This window comes from Terrabacter lapilli (assembly GCF_039531305.1).
GTDB lineage: Bacteria > Actinomycetota > Actinomycetes > Actinomycetales > Dermatophilaceae > Terrabacter > Terrabacter lapilli.
This window is the reverse complement of record NZ_BAAAPU010000011.1, coordinates 442,882-459,982: the sequence shown is the minus strand read 5'-3', so window position 1 is coordinate 459,982 and position 17,101 is coordinate 442,882. Positions and strand designations below refer to the sequence as shown.

The window sequence follows — 17,101 nt, the reverse complement described above, 5'->3', positions numbered from 1 at the left end:
GGGTGGGGCGGGAGGATGCCTCGGTCCTGGACGCCGGCTGCTCCCCCGTCCTGCGCTCGTCCGCCGCTGCGACCGTGGGCTTTCCCACCGACTTCTCGGCCGGCGACTTCTCGGCCGGCGACTTCTCGGCCGCCGACTTCTTCGCGGTCGACTTCTTCGCGGTCGACCTCTTGGCCGTCGACCTCTTCTCCATGGACTTCTCGGCCGTCGTCTTCGCGGCCGCCGTCGTCTTCTCGGCCGCCTTCTTCGCAGCCGGCTTCTCGGCCTTCGGCTTCCTGGCTCCCGCCTTCTTCGCGGCAGGCTCGTCAGGCGTCGACGTCGTGGCGGCGGCTCCCTTGGCCGGCGGCCTGGTGGCGCCGGCCTTCTTCGCCGTCGCCCCCTTCACCGGGGCCGGCGTGCCCTCCTGGCTCACGGACGAGCTGTCGCCGTCGGTCCGGGCTGTCGCGTTCACGGCGGCGTCATGGGTTTCGGCGGTCACGGCTGGATCCTGTCGAAGACGCGGGAAAGGGCGGTGGCAGTGCCGCCGGCAGCCTCCGTGACCGCGGCGCCGACACCGTCGACGCCCGGCACGGACGGGTGCAGGTGCCGGGCGAAGTCCTCGAACGCCTCGCGCGTGGTGAAGCGCGGCTCGAAGCCGAGGACGGCGCGCATCCGGCTCGTGTCCAGTCCTCGGCCGAAGGCGAGGAAGGTCAGCTGGTCGGAGGAGAAGTCTGCGAGGCCGCTGCGTCGCACGACGGTGCCGAGCATGCCGGCCGCCGGCAACGGCACCGGGAGCACGGGGCGCCGGGCGATCGCGGTGCACTGCGTGACCGTGACGAAGCCGTCGCCGGCGACGTTGACGATGCCGGCAGCAGGGCCGGTGGTCGCGAGGATCAGTGCCGCCGTGGCGTCGTCCTCGTGGACGAGCTGGAAGCGGGCGTCGTAGCCCAGCGGGATGGGCACGACCGGCAGGGCGAAGTAGTCGGTGATGGCCGTCCGGATGTTGGGGCCGACGACGTTGGCCAGGCGCAGCATGGTGATCTCGACGTCCGGCCGGCGGCGGGAGAAGCCGCGCACGTAGCCCTCGACCTCGACGGAGTCCTTGCCGAAGCCCGTGCGAGGCAGGGTCTTGGGGTTCATGTCCTCGCTGAACATCGCGGGGTCGCGCGGCGAGGAGCCGTAGACGGCGGCGGAGGACTTCACGACGAGCCGGCTGACCGACTCGGACTTCTGGCACGCGGCGAGCAGCTGCATCGTGCCGATGACGTTGATCTCCTTCTGCGTCACCCGGCCGCCGGTGTCACGCGGAGTGGCGATGACGTTCATGTGCACGACGGTGTCGACGTCCGCCTGCGCCATGATGCGCCCGATCATCGGGTTGCGGATGTCGGCCCGCACGAACTCGGCGCGCCCGATCGAGTGCCGCGGCGGCACGACGTCGACGCCGAGGATCCGCTCCACCGAGGGGTCGTTCGAGAGCCGGCGGGCGAAGAGACCACCGAGATACCGGGACACCCCGGTGACCAGGACGACCTTGGCCATCGGATCCTCCTGTCGTCGGTCGGTGCGCGGTCGGGGGTGCGGAGAGACTCGACGCCCTCGCTCCCGCCGCCCGCCGGTCGCTCCGGCCAGCCGTCGAGGAGAGGTCTCACACCCCCGCACGTCGCAGCCTACCGAGCGAGTCCGGCCTGTGCCCGGGCGCACGCTGTGCGAGACCACCGATGTGGCGAGGCTCTCGGTGCCCATCGGCTCGGACCCCTCCCCGGAAACGCGAACGACCCCCACCGGTGGTGAGGGTCGAGAGCGTGCGGGGCGATGCCGCCGGTTCCTGAGCTGGTCAGGTCACTTCTTGTTGCGACGCTGGTGGCGCGTCTTGCGCAGCAGCTTGCGGTGCTTCTTCTTCGCCATCCGCTTGCGGCGCTTCTTGATGACAGAACCCATGGTTGTCCTTGTCGTGAGACGTGTCCTTGAACTGAGCTGGTGCCGACCTGCGTCGACACACCTCGGAGAAGGGTAGGTCGAACTTCACGAGCCGAACAGGACCCCCACCCTAGCGGGTGCGGGGCCTCGACCCCAAAAGCGCGGGAACGGCCTGACCTGCGCCGACCTGCGCCGACCTGCACCGACGGCCGTCCGGCCGCGTCGCACCGAGGGGGCGGCCGGACCCGGTGGTCGTGGCCGCCCCCTCGGTGCGTGGTGACGCTGCCGTCACGCGGTGTCGATGTAGGACGTCTGCAGGTACTTGTGCACCGCGTCCTCCGGAACCCGGAAGGACCGGCCGACCCGCACGGCAGGGAGGTCCCCGCCGTGGACGAGCCGGTAGACGGTCATCTTCGACACGCGCATGATCGAGGCGACTTCGGCGACGGTGAGGAACCGCACCTCGTTGAGCTGGCGCTCGTTCGACATGTATTGACCCCGATCTTCGGTGGGTGCACCCGCGCGTCGACGGCTTCCCCTCCGGCGAAACTGTACGCAGGTGCAAGAAGCAACACTAGGGGCAGTTGTGACTGGAGGGGAAGCGATCGGATCAACGAATCCGCCACACGCAACTCGACACGCCGTCGCGATCCTGTGGATTGATCTTGTTCCGGCCGGCCCTCAGGGCTCCAGCCGGTGCAGGTCGCGCGGGAAGAGGGCCACCTCCCGGATGTTCTCGGCGCCGGTGAGGCGCCCGACCCACCTTTCCAGACCGATCGCGAATCCACCATGCGGCGGCATGCCGTGGGCGAACGCGTCGAGGTAGCCGGCCAGGACCGAGGAGTCCGTGCCGGTCCGACGCATCGCGGCGGCGTAGTCCGACGGCCGGTGCAGGCGCTGGCCACCGGTCGTCAGCTCGAGACCGCGGAAGAGCAGGTCGAAGCTGTTGCTCCAGCGCTCGTCGCCAGGCTGCGGGTGGGTGTAGAACGGGCGCTTCGCCATCGGATACCCCTCCACCGCAAGGAAGTCCGAGCCGTATGCCGCCCTGGCCCACTCGCTGAGCGCTCGCTCGTGCGCGGGACTGAGGTCCGGCTCGTCGGGGTCCGCGCCGACCCGGGCGAGGGCCTCGCGGAAGTGGATGACGGGAAGCTCGTCGGGCACCATGGGCAGCTCGACGCCCAGGAGCGCAGCGGCGTCGGCGGCATACTCCCCGATGGACGCGACCATCCCGGCGACGGCCTCACGCAGGACGGCCAGCACGTCGCGGTGGTCCCGGACGAAGCCGAGCTCGGCGTCGAGGGAGGTGTACTGCGCGAGGTGGCGCACCGTGTCGTGCGGCTCGGCGCGGAAGACCGGCCCCACCTCGAAGACCCGCTCGAAGACCCCGACGAGCATCTGCTTGTAGAGCTGCGGGCTCTGCGCGAGGTAGGCCGTGCGGCCGAAGTAGTCGACGGTGAAGACGTTGGCACCCGACTCGGTGGCAGTGCCGACGAGCTTGGGTGTCGCGATCTCGGTGAAGTCGAGCGCGCCCAACGCAGAACGGAATCCGCGCATCGAGGCACTGGCCAGCTGCCACGCGGCGCGGTGGCGTGGGTGCCGCAGCGTGACCGCGGCGTGGTCGAGGTGCGTGGGCAGCCCCGCCCCGAAGGTCGGGCGCCACAGCTCGGTCGGCGGCGGCACCGCGGGCTCCGTCAGGGCCGTGATGACCGGCTCGACGAGCTCGGCGCCTCCGGGCGCGGACCCGTTGGCCGAGACCGTTCCGGACACCTGGACGACCGTCTCCTCCGGGAGCCCGGCCAGCTGCTCGACCGTCTCACGGTCCCTGACGACGACCTGCGCCAGGCCCGAGCGGTCGCGCAGGACGAGGAACGTGACGCTCGCCAGGACGCGGCGTCGATGGATCCAGCCGGCGAGCGTGGCCTGCTCGCCGGGCTCGACGGACGCGAGGTCCCGCGCGAGCACGCGCGGCGCGAGGGTCGTGGGTGGGGTTGGTTGCATTCCGTTCACCTCCGGTGGGTTTCGTGCCCCGGAGGTGTGGGCGATGGGGATTGTCGCTGTGCCACCACACCTTCGCCGCCGCGGATCGCGGTCGGCCTCTGGTCGAGCTCGGCTCAGGATCGTCAGGCCCGTCGTCGCCGTGCGCCAAGGCTAGGCGCTCAGGCCGGCACCCACCAACCGGTTTCGGCGCGAGCGGAGCGATGCGTCACCAGTCACCAGCAGGCCGCGGCGCCGGCGTCGCCTGGACGCAGCGCAGCGAGCGAGGAACGAGCGAGCGCAGCGGAGGAAGGCGACGCCTGGAGGGCGCCGCGGCACGCGCCGGAGCGAAGCGAGGCGCAGACAACTCAGTCGAAGTGGACGTCGAGGCCGTGGAGCGGGAAGACGGCAGTCCGCGTGGCCATCACCGCGCGGTCGACCTCGTTGGCCGGGTCGTAGCCCATCTCCCACGAGCGCCACCACAGCGGGCCGTCCTCGGCCGTCAGGTCGCCCATGCGCCGGGGACCCGGCCGCCCGAAGAAGTGCTCCACGTGGGCGCGCCAGTCGTCGGGGATCTCGACGGAGGTCTTGATCGGGGCATGGGCGGCGATGGCGGTCAGGTGGGTCCACGTGCGCGGCACGACGTCGACGACCTCGTAGCCCCCGCCGCCCAGGGCGACCCACCGGCCGCCGCAGACGTCGTGGGAGAGCCGGTGCAGCGCGTCGGCGACCGCCCGCTGGGCGTCGACACTGACGGCGAAGTGCGCGAGCGGGTCCTCGGTGTGCGTGTCGCAGCCGTGCTGGGTCACCAGGACGTCCGGCTTGAACGCCCGGACGAGGGGCATGGCGACGGCGTGGACGGCGCGGAGCCACCCGGCGTCGTTCACCCCGGGCGGGAGCGCCACGTTGACGGCGGTGCCCTCGGCATGGGGTCCGCCCACGTCCGTCGGCCAGCCCGTGCCGGGGAAGAGGGCGCGGCCCGTCTCGTGGACGGAGATGGTGAGGACGCGGGGGTCGTCCCAGAAGATCCGCTCGACCCCGTCGCCGTGGTGGACGTCGACGTCGACGTACGCGACGCGCTGGGCGCCGTGGTCGAGCAGCCACTGGATGCCGACGGCGATGTCGTTGTAGACGCAGAACCCGCTCGCCTTGTCGGGCATCGCGTGGTGCAGGCCGCCCGTGAAGTTCACGGCGTGCTCGGCCGCGCCCTCCCAGACGGCGCGCACGCTGTCGACCGTGCCGGACACCACCCGGGCGCTCGCGTCGTGCATGCCGGCGAACGCGGGATCGTCCTCGGTGCCGAGCCCGTAGGCCTCGTCGGCCCGGCTGGGGTCCTCGGAGGCCACCTTCACGGCCGCCACGTAGTCGTCGTCGTGGACGGTCCGCAGCAGCTCGTCGGTCGCGACCTCCGCGCCGACGACCTCGACACCGTCGGAGTCGAAGACGCCGAGGGCCTCACAGAGCCGGGCGGTGAGGTCGAGGCGTGCCGGGGCCATCGGGTGGGTGGGGCCGAAGTCGTAGCCGGTGAAGGAGGCGTCCCAGACGACCCGGGCCTGAGTTGGCATGATTGAGACGCTATCGCGGAAACGCGCCACGGATGACGGAGGTAACACGCATGGGCCGCAACCGGCTCTTCGGTGACGACGTGATCGTCATCGGGCTCGGCCGCTTCGGCTCGGCCGTCGCCCTCGAGCTGACCAGGCTCGGCCACCGGGTGATCGCCGTCGAGCGCGACAACGCCATCGCCGAGAGCTACGTCAACAAGGTCTCCAAGGTGGTGCACGCCGACATGGCGCACTCGACGGGGCTCGAGATGATCCGCCACGCGGCGCCGAAGATCGCCATCGTCGGCATCGGCTCGTCGGTCGAGTCGTCGGTCCTGGCGGCGGCCAACCTCGTCGACGCCGAGGTCCCCTCCATCTGGGCCAAGGCGCTCTCGCCCGAGCACAAGCGCATCCTCGAGCGCATCGGGGTGCACCACGTCATCTCCCCCGAGGCCGACTCCGGCCGGCGCGTGGCCCACCTCGTCAACGGCAAGCTGCTCGACTACATCGAGTTCGACGACGGCTTCGCCATCGTCAAGCTGGGGCCACCGGCCGAGACGATCGGCTTCACGCTCGAGCAGAGCCAGATCCGGCGCAAGTACGGCGTCACCGTGGTGGGCGTCAAGGCCCCCGGCGAGGACTTCACGTATGCCGTCCCGCAGACGAAGATCTCGGCGCACCACATGCTCATCGTGAGCGGGCCGGTCGAGCTCATCGAACGCTTCGCCGCCCGCCCCTGACCCGGCGGCACGCGAGCGTATGCCGTCCCGCGAGGCTCGCGGGACGGCATACGTGGTTGGTCGGATCGGTGCGGGCGTGCGTCAGAGGCGCAGGGCGGGGTCGACCTCGCTGCCGAGCGGGAGGACCATCGCGACCTCCTCCTCGCCGTCCTCCTCGCTGACCACGCCCATCGGGCGGCGGTAGTCGGTGGGCCGGAAGCCCATCCCGCTGGCGAAGGCGACGGCGCGGCCGTTCTCGGTGCCCACCCAGTAGACGAGGTGCGTCTGGCCGCGCCTGGCGGCCAGGGAGGCGCCGTCCTGGACCAGTCGGGTGGCCACCCCCGACCCGCGCGCCTCGGGACGGACCCAGAGGCCGAACAGCTCGCCGGCCGGCACCTCGCTCGTCTTCGCCGTGCCGACGCTGACGACGCCGACGGCCTGGCCCTCCCGCTCGGCCACGAGACGCGCGGAACGGCGCATCCGCTCGCGCCACAGGGCCTCGTCGTAGGCCTCTTCCTCCTCGGCCGTGGCCACGAACGCCTCGGGCGACTCACGCAGTGCGGCGAGCCGGACGGATCGGTAGTCCGCCCAGTCGTCCTCGCCGAGGGGACGCACGGTGATGTCGGTCATGGGACCCACGATCGCACGTCAGGTGCTCGGACTGCATCCGCAGACCGGTGAACATCAGGTGCCGAGACCGCCGACCCGCCGGCGACGGCCGGTCAGAGCCGGTGGACCATCTCGATCTCCTGCAGATCGGGCCGGCGCGGGTGGTCGTGGACGGCGCCGGTGCGCACGAACCCGCACCGCGCGTACAACGCCTCGGCGGTGCCGTTGCTGCGCGTCACCTCGAGGACGACCTCGGACTTGCCGAGCCCGCGCGCCTCGTCCAGGACCGCCTGCACGAGCGCCTCGCCGACCCCACGGCCTCGGGCCCGGGGCGCGACGTACAGGCCGAACAGCGTTGCGGTGGTGGCCCGCTCGGGCTCCCAGTGGGACCCCAGCCCGGCGCTCCCGAGGACCCCGTCGGCGTCGCGCGCCTGGACCAGCCAGGCGCCCTCGATGCGCTGACGCCAGTCGGCCTCGTCGTAGACCGCCTCGTCGGCGTAGGTGAACCAGAACGCGTCGGGGGCGTCCCGCAGCATGGCCAGTCGCACGTCACGGTGCGACTCCCAGTCGTCGGGTGAGACGCGGTGCAGGTGCAGGGGCGGGTTCGTCGGCGTGTGGGGCTCGGCCATCACCCCACAGTGCCCTCAGGCCTGCCCGGACGCCAGCTCTTTGGACCGGGCGGCGGCGGCCTCGATGGCCGTGACGAACGCGGCGCGCACCTTGTGGTCGTCGAGCTGGCGGAGGGCTGCCACGGTCGTGCCGCCGGGCGAGCTGACCTGCTCGCGCAGCACCGTCGGGTGCTCCTTGGTCTCCTTGAGCATGGTCGCGGCGCCAAAGAGCGTCTGGACGACCAGCTCGGTGGACGTCGCGCGGGGCAGCCCGAGCACGACGCCCGCCTCGATCATCGCCTCGACGACGTAGAAGATGTAGGCCGGGCCGCTGCCGGAGATGGCGGTGACGGCGTCGAGGTGCTTCTCGGGCAGCCGCACCACCTTGCCGCACGAGCTGAGCAGCGCCTCGGCCTCGGCGAGATGGGCGTCGGTGCAGTGGGTGCCGGGCGAGATGCCGGCCATGCCCTGGTCGACGAGGGCCGGCGTGTTGGGCATGACCCGGATGACCGACGTGCCGCCGGGCAGCCGGGACTCGAGGAACTCGGTGGTGATGCCGGCCGCGAGCGACACGACGGCGTTGCCGGCCGAGACGTGGTGGTGGATCTCCTCGAGCAGCGCCCCCATGTCCTGGGGCTTGACGCAGAGCACGAGCGTGTCGGCCACCTCCGCCGCCTCGACGTTGGGCAGGACGCGTACGCCGTAGCGCTCGGCGAGCGCGTTGACCTTGTCGGGGGTGCGGCCCGTGACGACGAGGTCCGAGGGCTCGCGCCCGGACCGGATCAGCCCCGAGACGAGCGTCTCGCCCATCACGCCTGCACCGAAGATGGCCGTCGTCGTCATCGGGTGGCTCCCCTCGCTCCGGGTGTCAGCTCTTGGTCGCGACGCCGCGCAGGAAGAACATCACGTTGGCCGGCTTCTCCGCCATGCGGCGCATGAGGTAGCCGTACCACTCCTGCCCGTAGGGGATGTAGACCCGCATCTGGTCGCCGCGGTCGGAGATCCGCTTCTGCTCCTCCGGCCGGATCCCGTAGAGCATCTGGTACTCGAACGACTTCGGGTCCCGGCCGGCCTGCCCGGCGAGCGCGCCGGCGATCTCGATCAGGCGCGGGTCGTGCGAGGCGACCATCGGGTAGCCCTCGCCCTGCATGAGGATCTTGAGGCAGCGGACGTAGGACTTGTCGACCTCGGCGCCGGACTGGAACGCCACCGACTCCGGCTCCTTGTAGGCGCCCTTGCACAGACGCACGCGGGAACCGGCGTGGGCGAGGTCGCGGCAGTCCGCCTCGGTGCGGTAGAGGTACGCCTGCAGCACCGCCCCGACGGTCGGGAAGTCGGCGCGCAGCTCGCGCAGCGCCTCGAGCGTGAGGTCGGTCGTCGTGTGGTCCTCCATGTCGAGGGTCACGGTGGTGCCGGCGCCCTTGGCCAGCTCGCAGATCTCGCGGGCGTGGTCGAGGGCGATCTTGTTGCCGTCGCCGGGCAGCGCCTGGCCCAGGGCACTCAGCTTGAGCGACACCTCGACGGTGCCGCCCTCGGTGAGTCCTTGGTCGCGCAGGGCGGTCAGCAGGGAGAGGTAGGCGTCGCGGGTGTGCTGGGCCTGCGCCAGGTCGGTGGTGTCCTCGCCGAGGTAGTCGATGGTGGACAGGCGTCCGGACCCGGCGATCTCGGTGGCGGCGGCCACCACGTCGGCGCGCTCCGGGCCGGGGACGAACCGCCGCACGACCGCGCGGGAGACCGGCGCCTTCTCGATGACGTCTCGGATCCGCTCCTGCTTGGACAGCTGCAGGAGCGAGTTGCGCAGCAGGTCGCTGGCGTCCACGGGGGCCTCCGGGGGTGCACGGTGGGTGGCTGGGTCACGGGTGGCTGACGGTGGCCAGCGTCCCGCCGCAAATCTACCGCCGTGCCGACCGCGCCAGCGCCGGGCCGTCCGTGGCCGGAGGACATGCGGCAGACTCGCTCCCATGGACGAGCCCAGCCCGGACGAGCCCAGCCTGGACGAGCCCAGCCTGGACGAGCTCGGTGAGGGGCTCGGGGCGGCCGCGACGGTGCTGCGCGCGAACGCCATGGCCGTCGACCTCGGCTCGGCCGTCCCCACCTGCCCCGGGTGGACGGTGCGCGACCTCGTGGTCCACCAGGGGATGGTGCACCGGTGGGCCGCGAGCCACCTCTCCGGGGCGCCGGAGCCACCGGAGCTGTTCGAGCGCGACGGACGCGAGGCTCGGGACGTGCTCGACTGGTTCGACGAGGGCGCGACCGCCCTGTTGCAGGCGATCGTCGACGCCCCGGACGACCTCGAGGCCCTCGTCTTCCTCCGCGACGCACCCGCACCCCGCCGCTTCTGGGCCCGGCGGCAGTGCCACGAGACGACGATGCACGCGGTCGATGCCCTCGGCGCGCGGCTGCGGCGCCCGGCCCGGGCCGAGGAGACGTGGATCCGTCCGCGCATCGCGCTCGACGGCATCGACGAGCTGCTCGTCGGCTTCGTGCCGCGTCGCCCGCTGCCGCCTCCCCCGTCCGGCGGGACCCGGGTGCTCGTGCGTCCCGACGACGCCGACGTCGCCTGGCTGCTGGCGGTCGACGCAGGAGGTCAGGTGACGACCCGGCGCGCCGACCCCGCCTCCTCCGGTGCCGCCGACCACCTCGTCTCCGGCTCCCCGGTGGAGCTCTACCTGCGCCTGTGGAACCGGGGGCCCGCCGAGCCCGCCGACGAGCTGCAGCACTGGTGGCGCCGCTCCGTGTCGGTGAAGTGGTAGCCGGCGTGGCACGAGAAGGAGCACGTGTGCCGGCGGCCGGGTTCGGCCGGGTCGTGCAGTCCGCGATCTACCGCGCCGGCGCGTTCGGCCGCCGACCGGAGGTGCCCACCGACGGCACGCAGCTCGAGGCCACCGCCCGCAAGGCCATGACGAAGCGCGGGTTTGCCTACGTGGCCGGGTCGGCGGGCTCCGAGGCCGCCGCCGAGGCCAACACCGCCGCCTTCGCGCGGTGGCGCGTGGTCCCGCGGCTGCTCGTCGACACCACCGCGCGCGACACCTCCGTAGAGCTCTTCGGACGCCGGCACGAGAGCCCCTTCCTCGTGGCGCCGATCGGCGTCCTGTCGATGGCGCACGACGAGGCGGACCTCGCCGTCGCCCGGGCTGCCCGCGAGCAGCACGTCACCCCGATCCTCAGCACCCAGGCGTCCGTGCCGATGGAGCAGGTCGCCCGGGCGCTGGGCGGTTCGGGCCACTGGTTCCAGCTCTACTGGAGCAGCGACGACGACCTCGTCGAGAGCCTGGTCTCGCGTGCCGAGGCATGCGGGAGCGAGGCGATCGTCGTGACGCTCGACACGGCATACCTCGGCTGGCGTCCGCGGGACCTCGACCTCGGGCACCTGCCCTTCGCCCGCGGGGAGGGCATCGCGCAGTACACCTGCGACCCGGTGTTCCGGCGCCTCGTCGCGGAGCGGCTGGCGGCCGGCGGCGACGCGCCGGCGTCGGCCCGGCCCCGGCCCACGCCGGCGGCGGTGGGGACGCTGCTCTCGATGAGCCGCAACCACCCCGGCGAGCTGCGGCACAACCTGCGCGCGCCCGAGCCGCGTGCGGCCGTCGAGACGTTCCTCGACGTCTTCAGCCGGCCCTCGCTCACCTGGGCCGACCTGCCGCGCCTGCGCGAGCTGACCCGGCTGCCGGTCGTGCTCAAGGGGATCCTCCACCCCGACGACGCCCGCCGTGCCGTGGACGCGGGGGTGGACGGCGTCTACGTCTCCAACCACGGCGGTCGGCAGGTCGACCGCTCGGTGGCCGCGCTCGATGCGCTGCCCCGCGTGGTCGAGGCGGTGCGCGGGACCGGCTCGGACGTGCCGGTCCTCTTCGACAGCGGGATCCGGTGCGGGGCGGACGCGTACGTCGCGCTGTGCCTCGGCGCAACCGCGGTCGGCATCGGGCGACCGCACGTCTACGGCCTGGCGATCGCGGGAGCAGAAGGGGTCTCGGAGGTGCTGCGCAACCTGCGCGCCGAGCTCGACCTCCAGATGGCCCTCACCGGCTGCACGTCGCTCGCCGACCTCACCCCGGACCGTCTCGTTCCCGCCGGCTGACCACCGGCTCCGACCGTCGAGAGGCCACGTTCGGCCGCTCCCGGGCCGTCGAGAGGCCACGTTCGGCCGCTCTCCGACCGTCGAGTGGCCACGAGTGGCCGTCGCCCGACGGGTGGAACGTGACGACGCGCGCGCCCCAGATCCCGCACGATCGAGTCATGCCTGCGCTCGACCACCTGACCCGCGACGGCTACCCGAAGTCGTCGAAGTACGACGCGCGGTGGCTCGTCGACCTCGACATGGGCCCGCACCCGCTCTGGCTGCTCGAGGACCTCGCCGCCGACCTCGACCTTCGCCCCGGCATGCGTGTGCTCGACCTCGGCTCGGGCCTCGGCGCCACGTCGGTCTTCCTGGCCAAGGAATACGGCGTGCACGTGGTCGCGGCCGACCTCTGGGTCGACCCCACTGCGGCTGCCGCGGTCTTCCGCAAGGAGGAGGTCGACGACCGGGTGCTCGCCATGCGGGTCGACGCGCACGCCCTGCCCTTCGGCCGCGGCTCGTTCGACGCCATCGTCAGCATCGACGCGTGGGAGTACTTCGGCACCGGCGACCACTATCCGCCCTACCTCGCCACCTTCCTGCGCCCCGGTGGGCAGCTGGGGATCGCGACGCCCGCCCTCACCAGCGAGGTGCGCGAGCTGGGCGAGATCCCCGACCACATCGACCGCGTGGTCGGCGCCGAGTCGGCGGCCTGGCACACGGCCGACTGGCTGCGCAGCCAGTGGGAGTTCAGCCGCGCCTTCGCCAAGGTCACGGCCCGCAGCCAGCCCGACGGCTGCGCCAACTGGCTGCTGTGGGAGCGCGCCGTGATGGAGCTCAAGGGCCAGGCGAGCTCGCCGGTGCAGGGGATGCTCGAGGCCGACGGTGGGGCCTTCGTGACCTTCGCCCTCGTGACCGGCCGGGTCGCATGAGCCTCGACGCCACCGACCTCTACCACCTTCGCCGCGCCGTCGAGCTCGCACGCCTGGCGCTGGAACGGGGTGACGAGCCGTTCGGCTCGGTCCTGGTCTCGGGTGTGGGCGAGGTGCTCTTCGAGGACTACAACCACGTCGTCGAGCTCGAGGCGACGCAGCACCCCGAGCTCGCCATCGCCCGCTGGGCCGGGGCCCACCTCACGGCGGCCGAGCGGGCCGCTGCCACCGTCTACACCTCGGGCGAGCACTGCCCCATGTGCTCGGCCGCGCACGCGTGGGTCGGCCTCGGCCGGATCGCGTATGCCGTGAGCTCGGCCCAGCTGACCGCGTGGCGGTCGGAGTGGGGCGCCCCTCCGTCACCGGTCGCCGCACTGTCGATCCGCGACGTCGTGCCGGGCGCGGTCGTCGACGGCCCGGCCCCCGAGCTCGAGGACGAGGTCCGCGAGCTCCACCGCCGATTCGCCCACGACCACCCCTGACCCCGCCACCCGGCATACGCACGCCATGTGCGCCAAGGCGCACCTTCGTCCGGGGGACCAACCCACGCTGCGACCACAACTGCGCCACGGCGCACCTTCGCGCGGCGAACCAGCTCACCTCGCTCCACAACTGCGCCACGGCGCACTTTCGTGCGGGACTGAGCCCGAGCTGCGACCGCAAGTGCGCCTTGGCGCACTTGCGGTTGGCCTTGTGGAGAGGCGACTCGCGGGTGGCGGTCGCCCGGGCAGGCTTCCGACATGACTCGTCCAGATGGCACGCCTCCGGTCCGACGGGCTGACGCGATGGCGGCCGGGCACACCGACGGTCGGTTGCGGCGCTCGCACCTCGCGCTTTTCCGTGGGGTCCACATCGAGCGGGCTGTCCCAGTCACGCTGGGTGTCCGGATCGAGGCCGCCCTTCTCGTGGTCACACCGGGCAGCCACGTGTCGCACCACACCGCTGCCACTCTGTGGGGCGGGATCGTCCCCGACCATCCCGACATCCACGTCTCGAGTCCACGCAACCGGACCCGACGCGACGGGATCACGGCCCATCGCCGCAAGGAGGGGCAGGAGGTCGTCGGCTTCCGTGGGTTTCGGGTGACGTCGCCGGTGCAGACCTTCCTCGACCTGGCGCACTGCCTGACGCTCGTGGACCTCGTGGTCCTCGGCGACTCGCTCGTCAAGCGGAGGCGCACGACACCCGAGCAGCTTGTCTCTGCGACGCTCCGACACCGAGGCCCCTACTCGCGCCTGGCCCGTCGGGCTGCTGCGCTCGTCCGCGCCGGGGTCGACTCAGCGATGGAGACGCGCATGCGGCTGCTCATCGTCCTCGCCGGCCTGCCCGAGCCCGAGGTCGACCACCGGGTGCACGACCACGACGGGACCCTGCTGCGGCGCTACGACCTGTCCTACCTCCCCTACCGGCTCATCATCGAGTACGACGGCCGGCAGCACGCGGAGTCCGAGGAACAGTGGCTCACCGACCTCGCGCGGGACGAGACGCTGGACGACGAGCAGATCCGCCGGCTCGTGGTCGTGTCGCGACATCTACTCGACGCCGGGAACACGCTCGCGAGGATCACGCGGGCCATGCGACGGGCGGGTATGCCGGTGCCCCGGCTCAGGGACGAGTGGCGTCGACACTTCCCCGCCCGGCCGGGCGACCTGGCCGTCCCGGCCTGACGCAGGCCGAAAGTGCGCCATGGCGCGGTTCAGAGCCGGGCGGTGGTGTGTTTTGCCGCGAAAGCGCGCCATGGCGCGGTTTGGTGCGGGACGGTGGTGGCGTAGGACCTGAAAGTGCGCCATGGCGCGGATGTGCACCGCCGATGCCGCGCCCTGGACAGGATGCGGCCTCGACCTGCGCGACATCGGGGTGGAAGGTGGGGAGGACACGGGCGGCGACCCACACCGGGCGGGTACGGACCCGGCACACGACAAAGCGGACGACGCGCCGCACCGGCGCCTGTCCGCCCACGGCGAACACGGGCTGAACCTGAGTCGATCGGACTCAGGATCGGGAACAGGACCGGCACTGCCCACGTTGGTCGGGGTGTGCCCACCGACAGCGGGCACGGATAGCATCGAGATGTCTCTCGATCAGTCAGGAGAAGAACATGTTCGAACGGTTCACCGACAGGGCCCGAAGGGTGGTTGTCCTCGCTCAGGAGGAAGCGCGCCTGCTCAACCACAACTACATCGGGACCGAGCACATCCTCCTGGGTCTGATCCACGAAGGCGAAGGCGTCGCCGCGAAGGCCCTCGAATCGCTCGACATCTCGCTCGAAGCGGTCCGGGCCCAGGTCCAGGAGATCATCGGCCAGGGCCAGCAGGCCCCGACCGGACACATCCCCTTCACGCCCCGCGCGAAGAAGGTTCTCGAGTACTCGCTCCGCGAGGCGCTCCAGCTCGGCCACAGCTACATCGGCACCGAGCACATCCTGCTCGGCCTGATCCGCGAGGGTGAGGGCGTCGCCGCCCAGGTCCTCGTCAAGCTGGGCGCGGAGCTCAACAAGGTTCGCCAGCAGGTCATCCAGCTGCTCTCCGGCTACCAGGGTGGCCAGAGCGGCGAGAAGGCCGGCGCTGGTGTCGGCCAGGGCCAGACCGAGGGCACCCCTGCGGGCTCCCTCGTGCTCGACCAGTTCGGTCGCAACCTCACGCAGGCTGCCCGCGAGGGCAAGCTCGACCCGGTCATCGGGCGTGCGAAAGAGATCGAGCGGGTCATGCAGGTGCTGTCCCGCCGCACCAAGAACAACCCCGTCCTCATCGGCGAGCCCGGCGTCGGCAAGACCGCCGTCGTCGAGGGCCTGGCCCAGGACATCGTCAAGGGCGAGGTGCCCGAGACCCTCAAGGACAAGCAGCTCTACACCCTCGACCTCGGCTCGCTCGTGGCCGGCAGCCGCTACCGCGGTGACTTCGAGGAGCGGCTGAAGAAGGTCCTCAAGGAGATCCGCACCCGCGGCGACATCATCATCTTCATCGACGAGATCCACACGCTCGTCGGTGCGGGTGCCGCCGAGGGCGCCATCGACGCCGCCTCGATCCTGAAGCCCATGCTCGCCCGCGGTGAGCTGCAGACGATCGGCGCGACGACGCTCGACGAGTACCGCAAGCACATCGAGAAGGACTCGGCCCTCGAGCGGCGCTTCCAGCCGATCCAGGTGCAGGAGCCGACGTTGCCGCACGCCATCGAGATCCTCAAGGGCCTGCGTGACCGCTACGAGGCACACCACCGCGTGACGATCACCGACGGCGCGCTCGTCGCGGCGGCCAACATGGCCGACCGCTACGTCAACGACCGCTTCCTGCCCGACAAGGCGATCGACCTGATCGACGAGGCCGGCGCGCGACTGCGCATCCGTCGCATGACCGCTCCGCCGGACCTGCGCGAGTTCGACGAGAAGATCGCAGCGCTCGTGCGCGAGAAGGAGTCGGCGATCGACGGCCAGGACTTCGAGCGCGCGGCGCGTGTCCGCGACGACGAGAAGCGCCTGCGCCAGGAGAAGGCCGCCCGTGAGGCCCAGTGGAAGTCGGGCGACATGGACGTCGTGGCCGAGGTCGACGAGGAGCTCATCGCCGAGGTCCTGGCCGCCAGCACCGGCATCCCGGTGTTCAAGCTGACCGAGGAGGAGTCCAGCCGCCTGCTCCACATGGAGGACGAGCTGCACAAGCGCATCGTCGGCATGGACGACGCCGTCAAGGCGCTGAGCCAGGCGATCCGCCGCACCCGCGCCGGCCTGAAGGACCCGCGCCGTCCCGGTGGCTCGTTCATCTTCGCCGGCCCCACCGGCGTCGGTAAGACCGAGCTCGCCAAGACGCTCGCCGAGTTCCTCTTCGGCAGCGAGGACGCGCTGATCCAGCTCGACATGTCCGAGTACTCCGAGAAGCACACGGTCAGCCGGCTCTTCGGCTCGCCTCCCGGCTACGTCGGCTACGAGGAGGGCGGCCAGCTCACCGAGAAGGTGCGCCGCAAGCCGTTCTCGGTCGTGCTCTTCGACGAGGTCGAGAAGGCCCACCCGGAGATCTTCAACTCGCTGCTGCAGGTGCTCGAGGACGGCCGCCTCACCGACTCGCAGGGTCGGATGGTCGACTTCAAGAACACCGTCATCATCATGACGACCAACCTCGGCACGCGGGACATCTCCAAGGCCAACATGGGCTTCTCGGCCGGCCCCGACAGCCGTTCGGACTACGAGCGGATGAAGGCGAAGGTCACCGACGAGCTCAAGCAGCACTTCCGGCCCGAGTTCCTCAACCGCGTCGACGACACGATCGTGTTCCCCCACCTCAACCGCGAGGAGATCACGCAGATCGTCGACCTCGAGATCGCCAAGCTCGACAAGCGGCTCAAGGACAAGGACATGGGCATCGAGCTCACGCAGGCGGCCAAGGACCTGCTCGCCAAGAAGGGCTACGACCCCGTGCTCGGTGCGCGCCCGCTGCGCCGCACCATCCAGCGCGAGATCGAGGACGCCCTGTCGGAGAAGATCCTGTTCGCCGAGTTCACGTCCGGCCAGTACATCAAGGTCGACACCGAGGGCGAGGGCAAGGCGGAGACGTTCACCTTCTCCAACATGGCCCGGCCCGACAGCCACCGGCCCGCCGACGACCTCGCCGAGCTTCCCGAGGGCCCGGCCCTCGACGAGGCGCTCGGGGTCAACGTGACCGCCGGCCCGCCCGTCCCGGACGACCAGGTCTTCCCGGAGTCCGGACTCGGCTCGGAGCGCTGACCTGAGCCCGGTCACGGCACGGCCTGACTGATCGACCGAAGGGGTCGGGGA

17 protein-coding genes are annotated in these 17,101 nt (G+C 71.5%); 8 read left to right on the top strand and 9 right to left on the bottom strand.

All coding sequences use genetic code 11. The annotated features are described in order from the left end of the window. The first annotated feature begins 2 nt into the window (after nucleotides 1–2). Nucleotides 3–539 (top strand): hypothetical protein, encoded by a 537-nt coding sequence (locus tag ABD241_RS19690; RefSeq protein WP_344066857.1) that lies wholly within the window; start codon nucleotides 3–5, stop codon nucleotides 537–539. Here the strand turns inward: ABD241_RS19690 and ABD241_RS19685 are convergent. The 5 genes from ABD241_RS19685 to ABD241_RS19665 all read right to left on the bottom strand — a co-directional run bounded on the left by ABD241_RS19685 (nucleotide 475) and on the right by ABD241_RS19665 (nucleotide 5,438). Then, nucleotides 475–1,521: an NAD-dependent epimerase/dehydratase family protein gene (locus ABD241_RS19685; RefSeq protein ID WP_344066854.1), complete on the bottom strand. Its 1,047-nt coding sequence runs from the start codon at nucleotides 1,519–1,521 to the stop codon at nucleotides 475–477. The two genes, ABD241_RS19690 and ABD241_RS19685, sit on opposite strands and share 65 nt — an antisense overlap. Nucleotides 1,522–1,821: 300 nt before the next feature. Beyond that, nucleotides 1,822–1,920, bottom strand: a complete 99-nt coding sequence (locus ABD241_RS19680; protein WP_003792170.1) for a 30S ribosomal protein bS22 — start codon at nucleotides 1,918–1,920, stop codon at nucleotides 1,822–1,824. 267 nt (nucleotides 1,921–2,187) lie between these two features. Beyond that, nucleotides 2,188–2,388, bottom strand: a complete 201-nt coding sequence (locus tag ABD241_RS19675) for an excisionase family DNA-binding protein (protein ID WP_142182521.1) — start codon at nucleotides 2,386–2,388, stop codon at nucleotides 2,188–2,190. Nucleotides 2,389–2,580: 192 nt separating this feature from the next. Continuing rightward, nucleotides 2,581–3,897 (bottom strand): aspartate--tRNA(Asn) ligase, encoded by a 1,317-nt coding sequence (gene aspS / locus ABD241_RS19670; protein ID WP_344066851.1) that lies wholly within the window; start codon nucleotides 3,895–3,897, stop codon nucleotides 2,581–2,583. Nucleotides 3,898–4,241: 344 nt separating this feature from the next. Continuing rightward, complete coding sequence (locus ABD241_RS19665; RefSeq protein ID WP_344066848.1) at nucleotides 4,242–5,438, bottom strand: acetoin utilization protein AcuC; 1,197 nt, start codon at nucleotides 5,436–5,438, stop codon at nucleotides 4,242–4,244. A gap of 50 nt (nucleotides 5,439–5,488) precedes the next feature. Between ABD241_RS19665 and ABD241_RS19660 the strand changes: the two genes are divergently transcribed. Further along, nucleotides 5,489–6,157: a potassium channel family protein gene (locus ABD241_RS19660; RefSeq protein WP_344067015.1), complete on the top strand. Its 669-nt coding sequence runs from the start codon at nucleotides 5,489–5,491 to the stop codon at nucleotides 6,155–6,157. 81 nt (nucleotides 6,158–6,238) lie between these two features. On the opposite strand, the gene ABD241_RS19655 is transcribed toward ABD241_RS19660, so the two are convergent. The 4 genes from ABD241_RS19655 to ABD241_RS19640 all read right to left on the bottom strand — a co-directional run bounded on the left by ABD241_RS19655 (nucleotide 6,239) and on the right by ABD241_RS19640 (nucleotide 9,172). Further along, nucleotides 6,239–6,766, bottom strand: coding sequence for a GNAT family N-acetyltransferase (locus ABD241_RS19655; protein ID WP_344066845.1), 528 nt, complete (start codon nucleotides 6,764–6,766; stop codon nucleotides 6,239–6,241). A gap of 92 nt (nucleotides 6,767–6,858) precedes the next feature. Further along, nucleotides 6,859–7,374 (bottom strand): GNAT family N-acetyltransferase, encoded by a 516-nt coding sequence (locus ABD241_RS19650; protein ID WP_344066842.1) that lies wholly within the window; start codon nucleotides 7,372–7,374, stop codon nucleotides 6,859–6,861. A gap of 15 nt (nucleotides 7,375–7,389) precedes the next feature. Next, entirely contained in the window at nucleotides 7,390–8,196 is an 807-nt protein-coding gene (gene proC / locus ABD241_RS19645; RefSeq protein WP_344066839.1) for a pyrroline-5-carboxylate reductase, read from the bottom strand. A 25-nt stretch (nucleotides 8,197–8,221) separates the two neighbouring features. Next, nucleotides 8,222–9,172: a proline dehydrogenase family protein gene (locus tag ABD241_RS19640; RefSeq protein WP_344066836.1), complete on the bottom strand. Its 951-nt coding sequence runs from the start codon at nucleotides 9,170–9,172 to the stop codon at nucleotides 8,222–8,224. A 142-nt stretch (nucleotides 9,173–9,314) separates the two neighbouring features. Between ABD241_RS19640 and ABD241_RS19635 the strand changes: the two genes are divergently transcribed. The 6 genes from ABD241_RS19635 to ABD241_RS19610 all read left to right on the top strand — a co-directional run bounded on the left by ABD241_RS19635 (nucleotide 9,315) and on the right by ABD241_RS19610 (nucleotide 17,050). Continuing rightward, complete coding sequence (locus ABD241_RS19635; RefSeq protein ID WP_344066833.1) at nucleotides 9,315–10,106, top strand: maleylpyruvate isomerase N-terminal domain-containing protein; 792 nt, start codon at nucleotides 9,315–9,317, stop codon at nucleotides 10,104–10,106. 26 nt (nucleotides 10,107–10,132) lie between these two features. Then, nucleotides 10,133–11,428, top strand: coding sequence for an alpha-hydroxy-acid oxidizing protein (locus ABD241_RS19630; protein WP_344066830.1), 1,296 nt, complete (start codon nucleotides 10,133–10,135; stop codon nucleotides 11,426–11,428). A 158-nt stretch (nucleotides 11,429–11,586) separates the two neighbouring features. Beyond that, complete coding sequence (locus ABD241_RS19625) at nucleotides 11,587–12,339, top strand: SAM-dependent methyltransferase (protein WP_344066827.1); 753 nt, start codon at nucleotides 11,587–11,589, stop codon at nucleotides 12,337–12,339. Then, on the top strand, nucleotides 12,336–12,821 hold the full coding sequence (locus ABD241_RS19620) for a nucleoside deaminase (protein WP_344066823.1): 486 nt from the start codon (nucleotides 12,336–12,338) through the stop codon (nucleotides 12,819–12,821). The genes ABD241_RS19625 and ABD241_RS19620 overlap by 4 nt, the downstream gene beginning before the upstream one ends. Before the next feature lie 258 nt (nucleotides 12,822–13,079). Further along, on the top strand, nucleotides 13,080–14,006 hold the full coding sequence (locus tag ABD241_RS19615) for a hypothetical protein (RefSeq protein WP_344066820.1): 927 nt from the start codon (nucleotides 13,080–13,082) through the stop codon (nucleotides 14,004–14,006). A gap of 431 nt (nucleotides 14,007–14,437) precedes the next feature. Next, the gene (locus tag ABD241_RS19610) at nucleotides 14,438–17,050 is read left to right on the top strand and encodes an ATP-dependent Clp protease ATP-binding subunit (protein WP_344066817.1); all 2,613 of its coding nucleotides are present in this window, start codon (nucleotides 14,438–14,440) and stop codon (nucleotides 17,048–17,050) included. The last annotated feature ends 51 nt before the right edge of the window (nucleotides 17,051–17,101 follow it).

Coding starts and splice junctions, on each gene's coding strand:
- ABD241_RS19680 (WP_003792170.1), bottom strand. CDS start 1,920: ATGGGTTCTGTCATCAAGAAGCGCCGCAAGCGGATGGCGAAGAAGAAG.
- aspS (WP_344066851.1), bottom strand. CDS start 3,897: ATGCAACCAACCCCACCCACGACCCTCGCGCCGCGCGTGCTCGCGCGG.
- ABD241_RS19650 (WP_344066842.1), bottom strand. CDS start 7,374: ATGGCCGAGCCCCACACGCCGACGAACCCGCCCCTGCACCTGCACCGC.
- ABD241_RS19655 (WP_344066845.1), bottom strand. CDS start 6,766: ATGACCGACATCACCGTGCGTCCCCTCGGCGAGGACGACTGGGCGGAC.
- ABD241_RS19615 (WP_344066820.1), top strand. CDS start 13,080: ATGACTCGTCCAGATGGCACGCCTCCGGTCCGACGGGCTGACGCGATG.
- ABD241_RS19665 (WP_344066848.1), bottom strand. CDS start 5,438: ATGCCAACTCAGGCCCGGGTCGTCTGGGACGCCTCCTTCACCGGCTAC.
- ABD241_RS19620 (WP_344066823.1), top strand. CDS start 12,336: ATGAGCCTCGACGCCACCGACCTCTACCACCTTCGCCGCGCCGTCGAG.
- ABD241_RS19660 (WP_344067015.1), top strand. CDS start 5,489: ATGGGCCGCAACCGGCTCTTCGGTGACGACGTGATCGTCATCGGGCTC.
- ABD241_RS19610 (WP_344066817.1), top strand. CDS start 14,438: ATGTTCGAACGGTTCACCGACAGGGCCCGAAGGGTGGTTGTCCTCGCT.
- ABD241_RS19635 (WP_344066833.1), top strand. CDS start 9,315: ATGGACGAGCCCAGCCCGGACGAGCCCAGCCTGGACGAGCCCAGCCTG.
- proC (WP_344066839.1), bottom strand. CDS start 8,196: ATGACGACGACGGCCATCTTCGGTGCAGGCGTGATGGGCGAGACGCTC.
- ABD241_RS19625 (WP_344066827.1), top strand. CDS start 11,587: ATGCCTGCGCTCGACCACCTGACCCGCGACGGCTACCCGAAGTCGTCG.
- ABD241_RS19685 (WP_344066854.1), bottom strand. CDS start 1,521: ATGGCCAAGGTCGTCCTGGTCACCGGGGTGTCCCGGTATCTCGGTGGT.
- ABD241_RS19675 (WP_142182521.1), bottom strand. CDS start 2,388: ATGTCGAACGAGCGCCAGCTCAACGAGGTGCGGTTCCTCACCGTCGCC.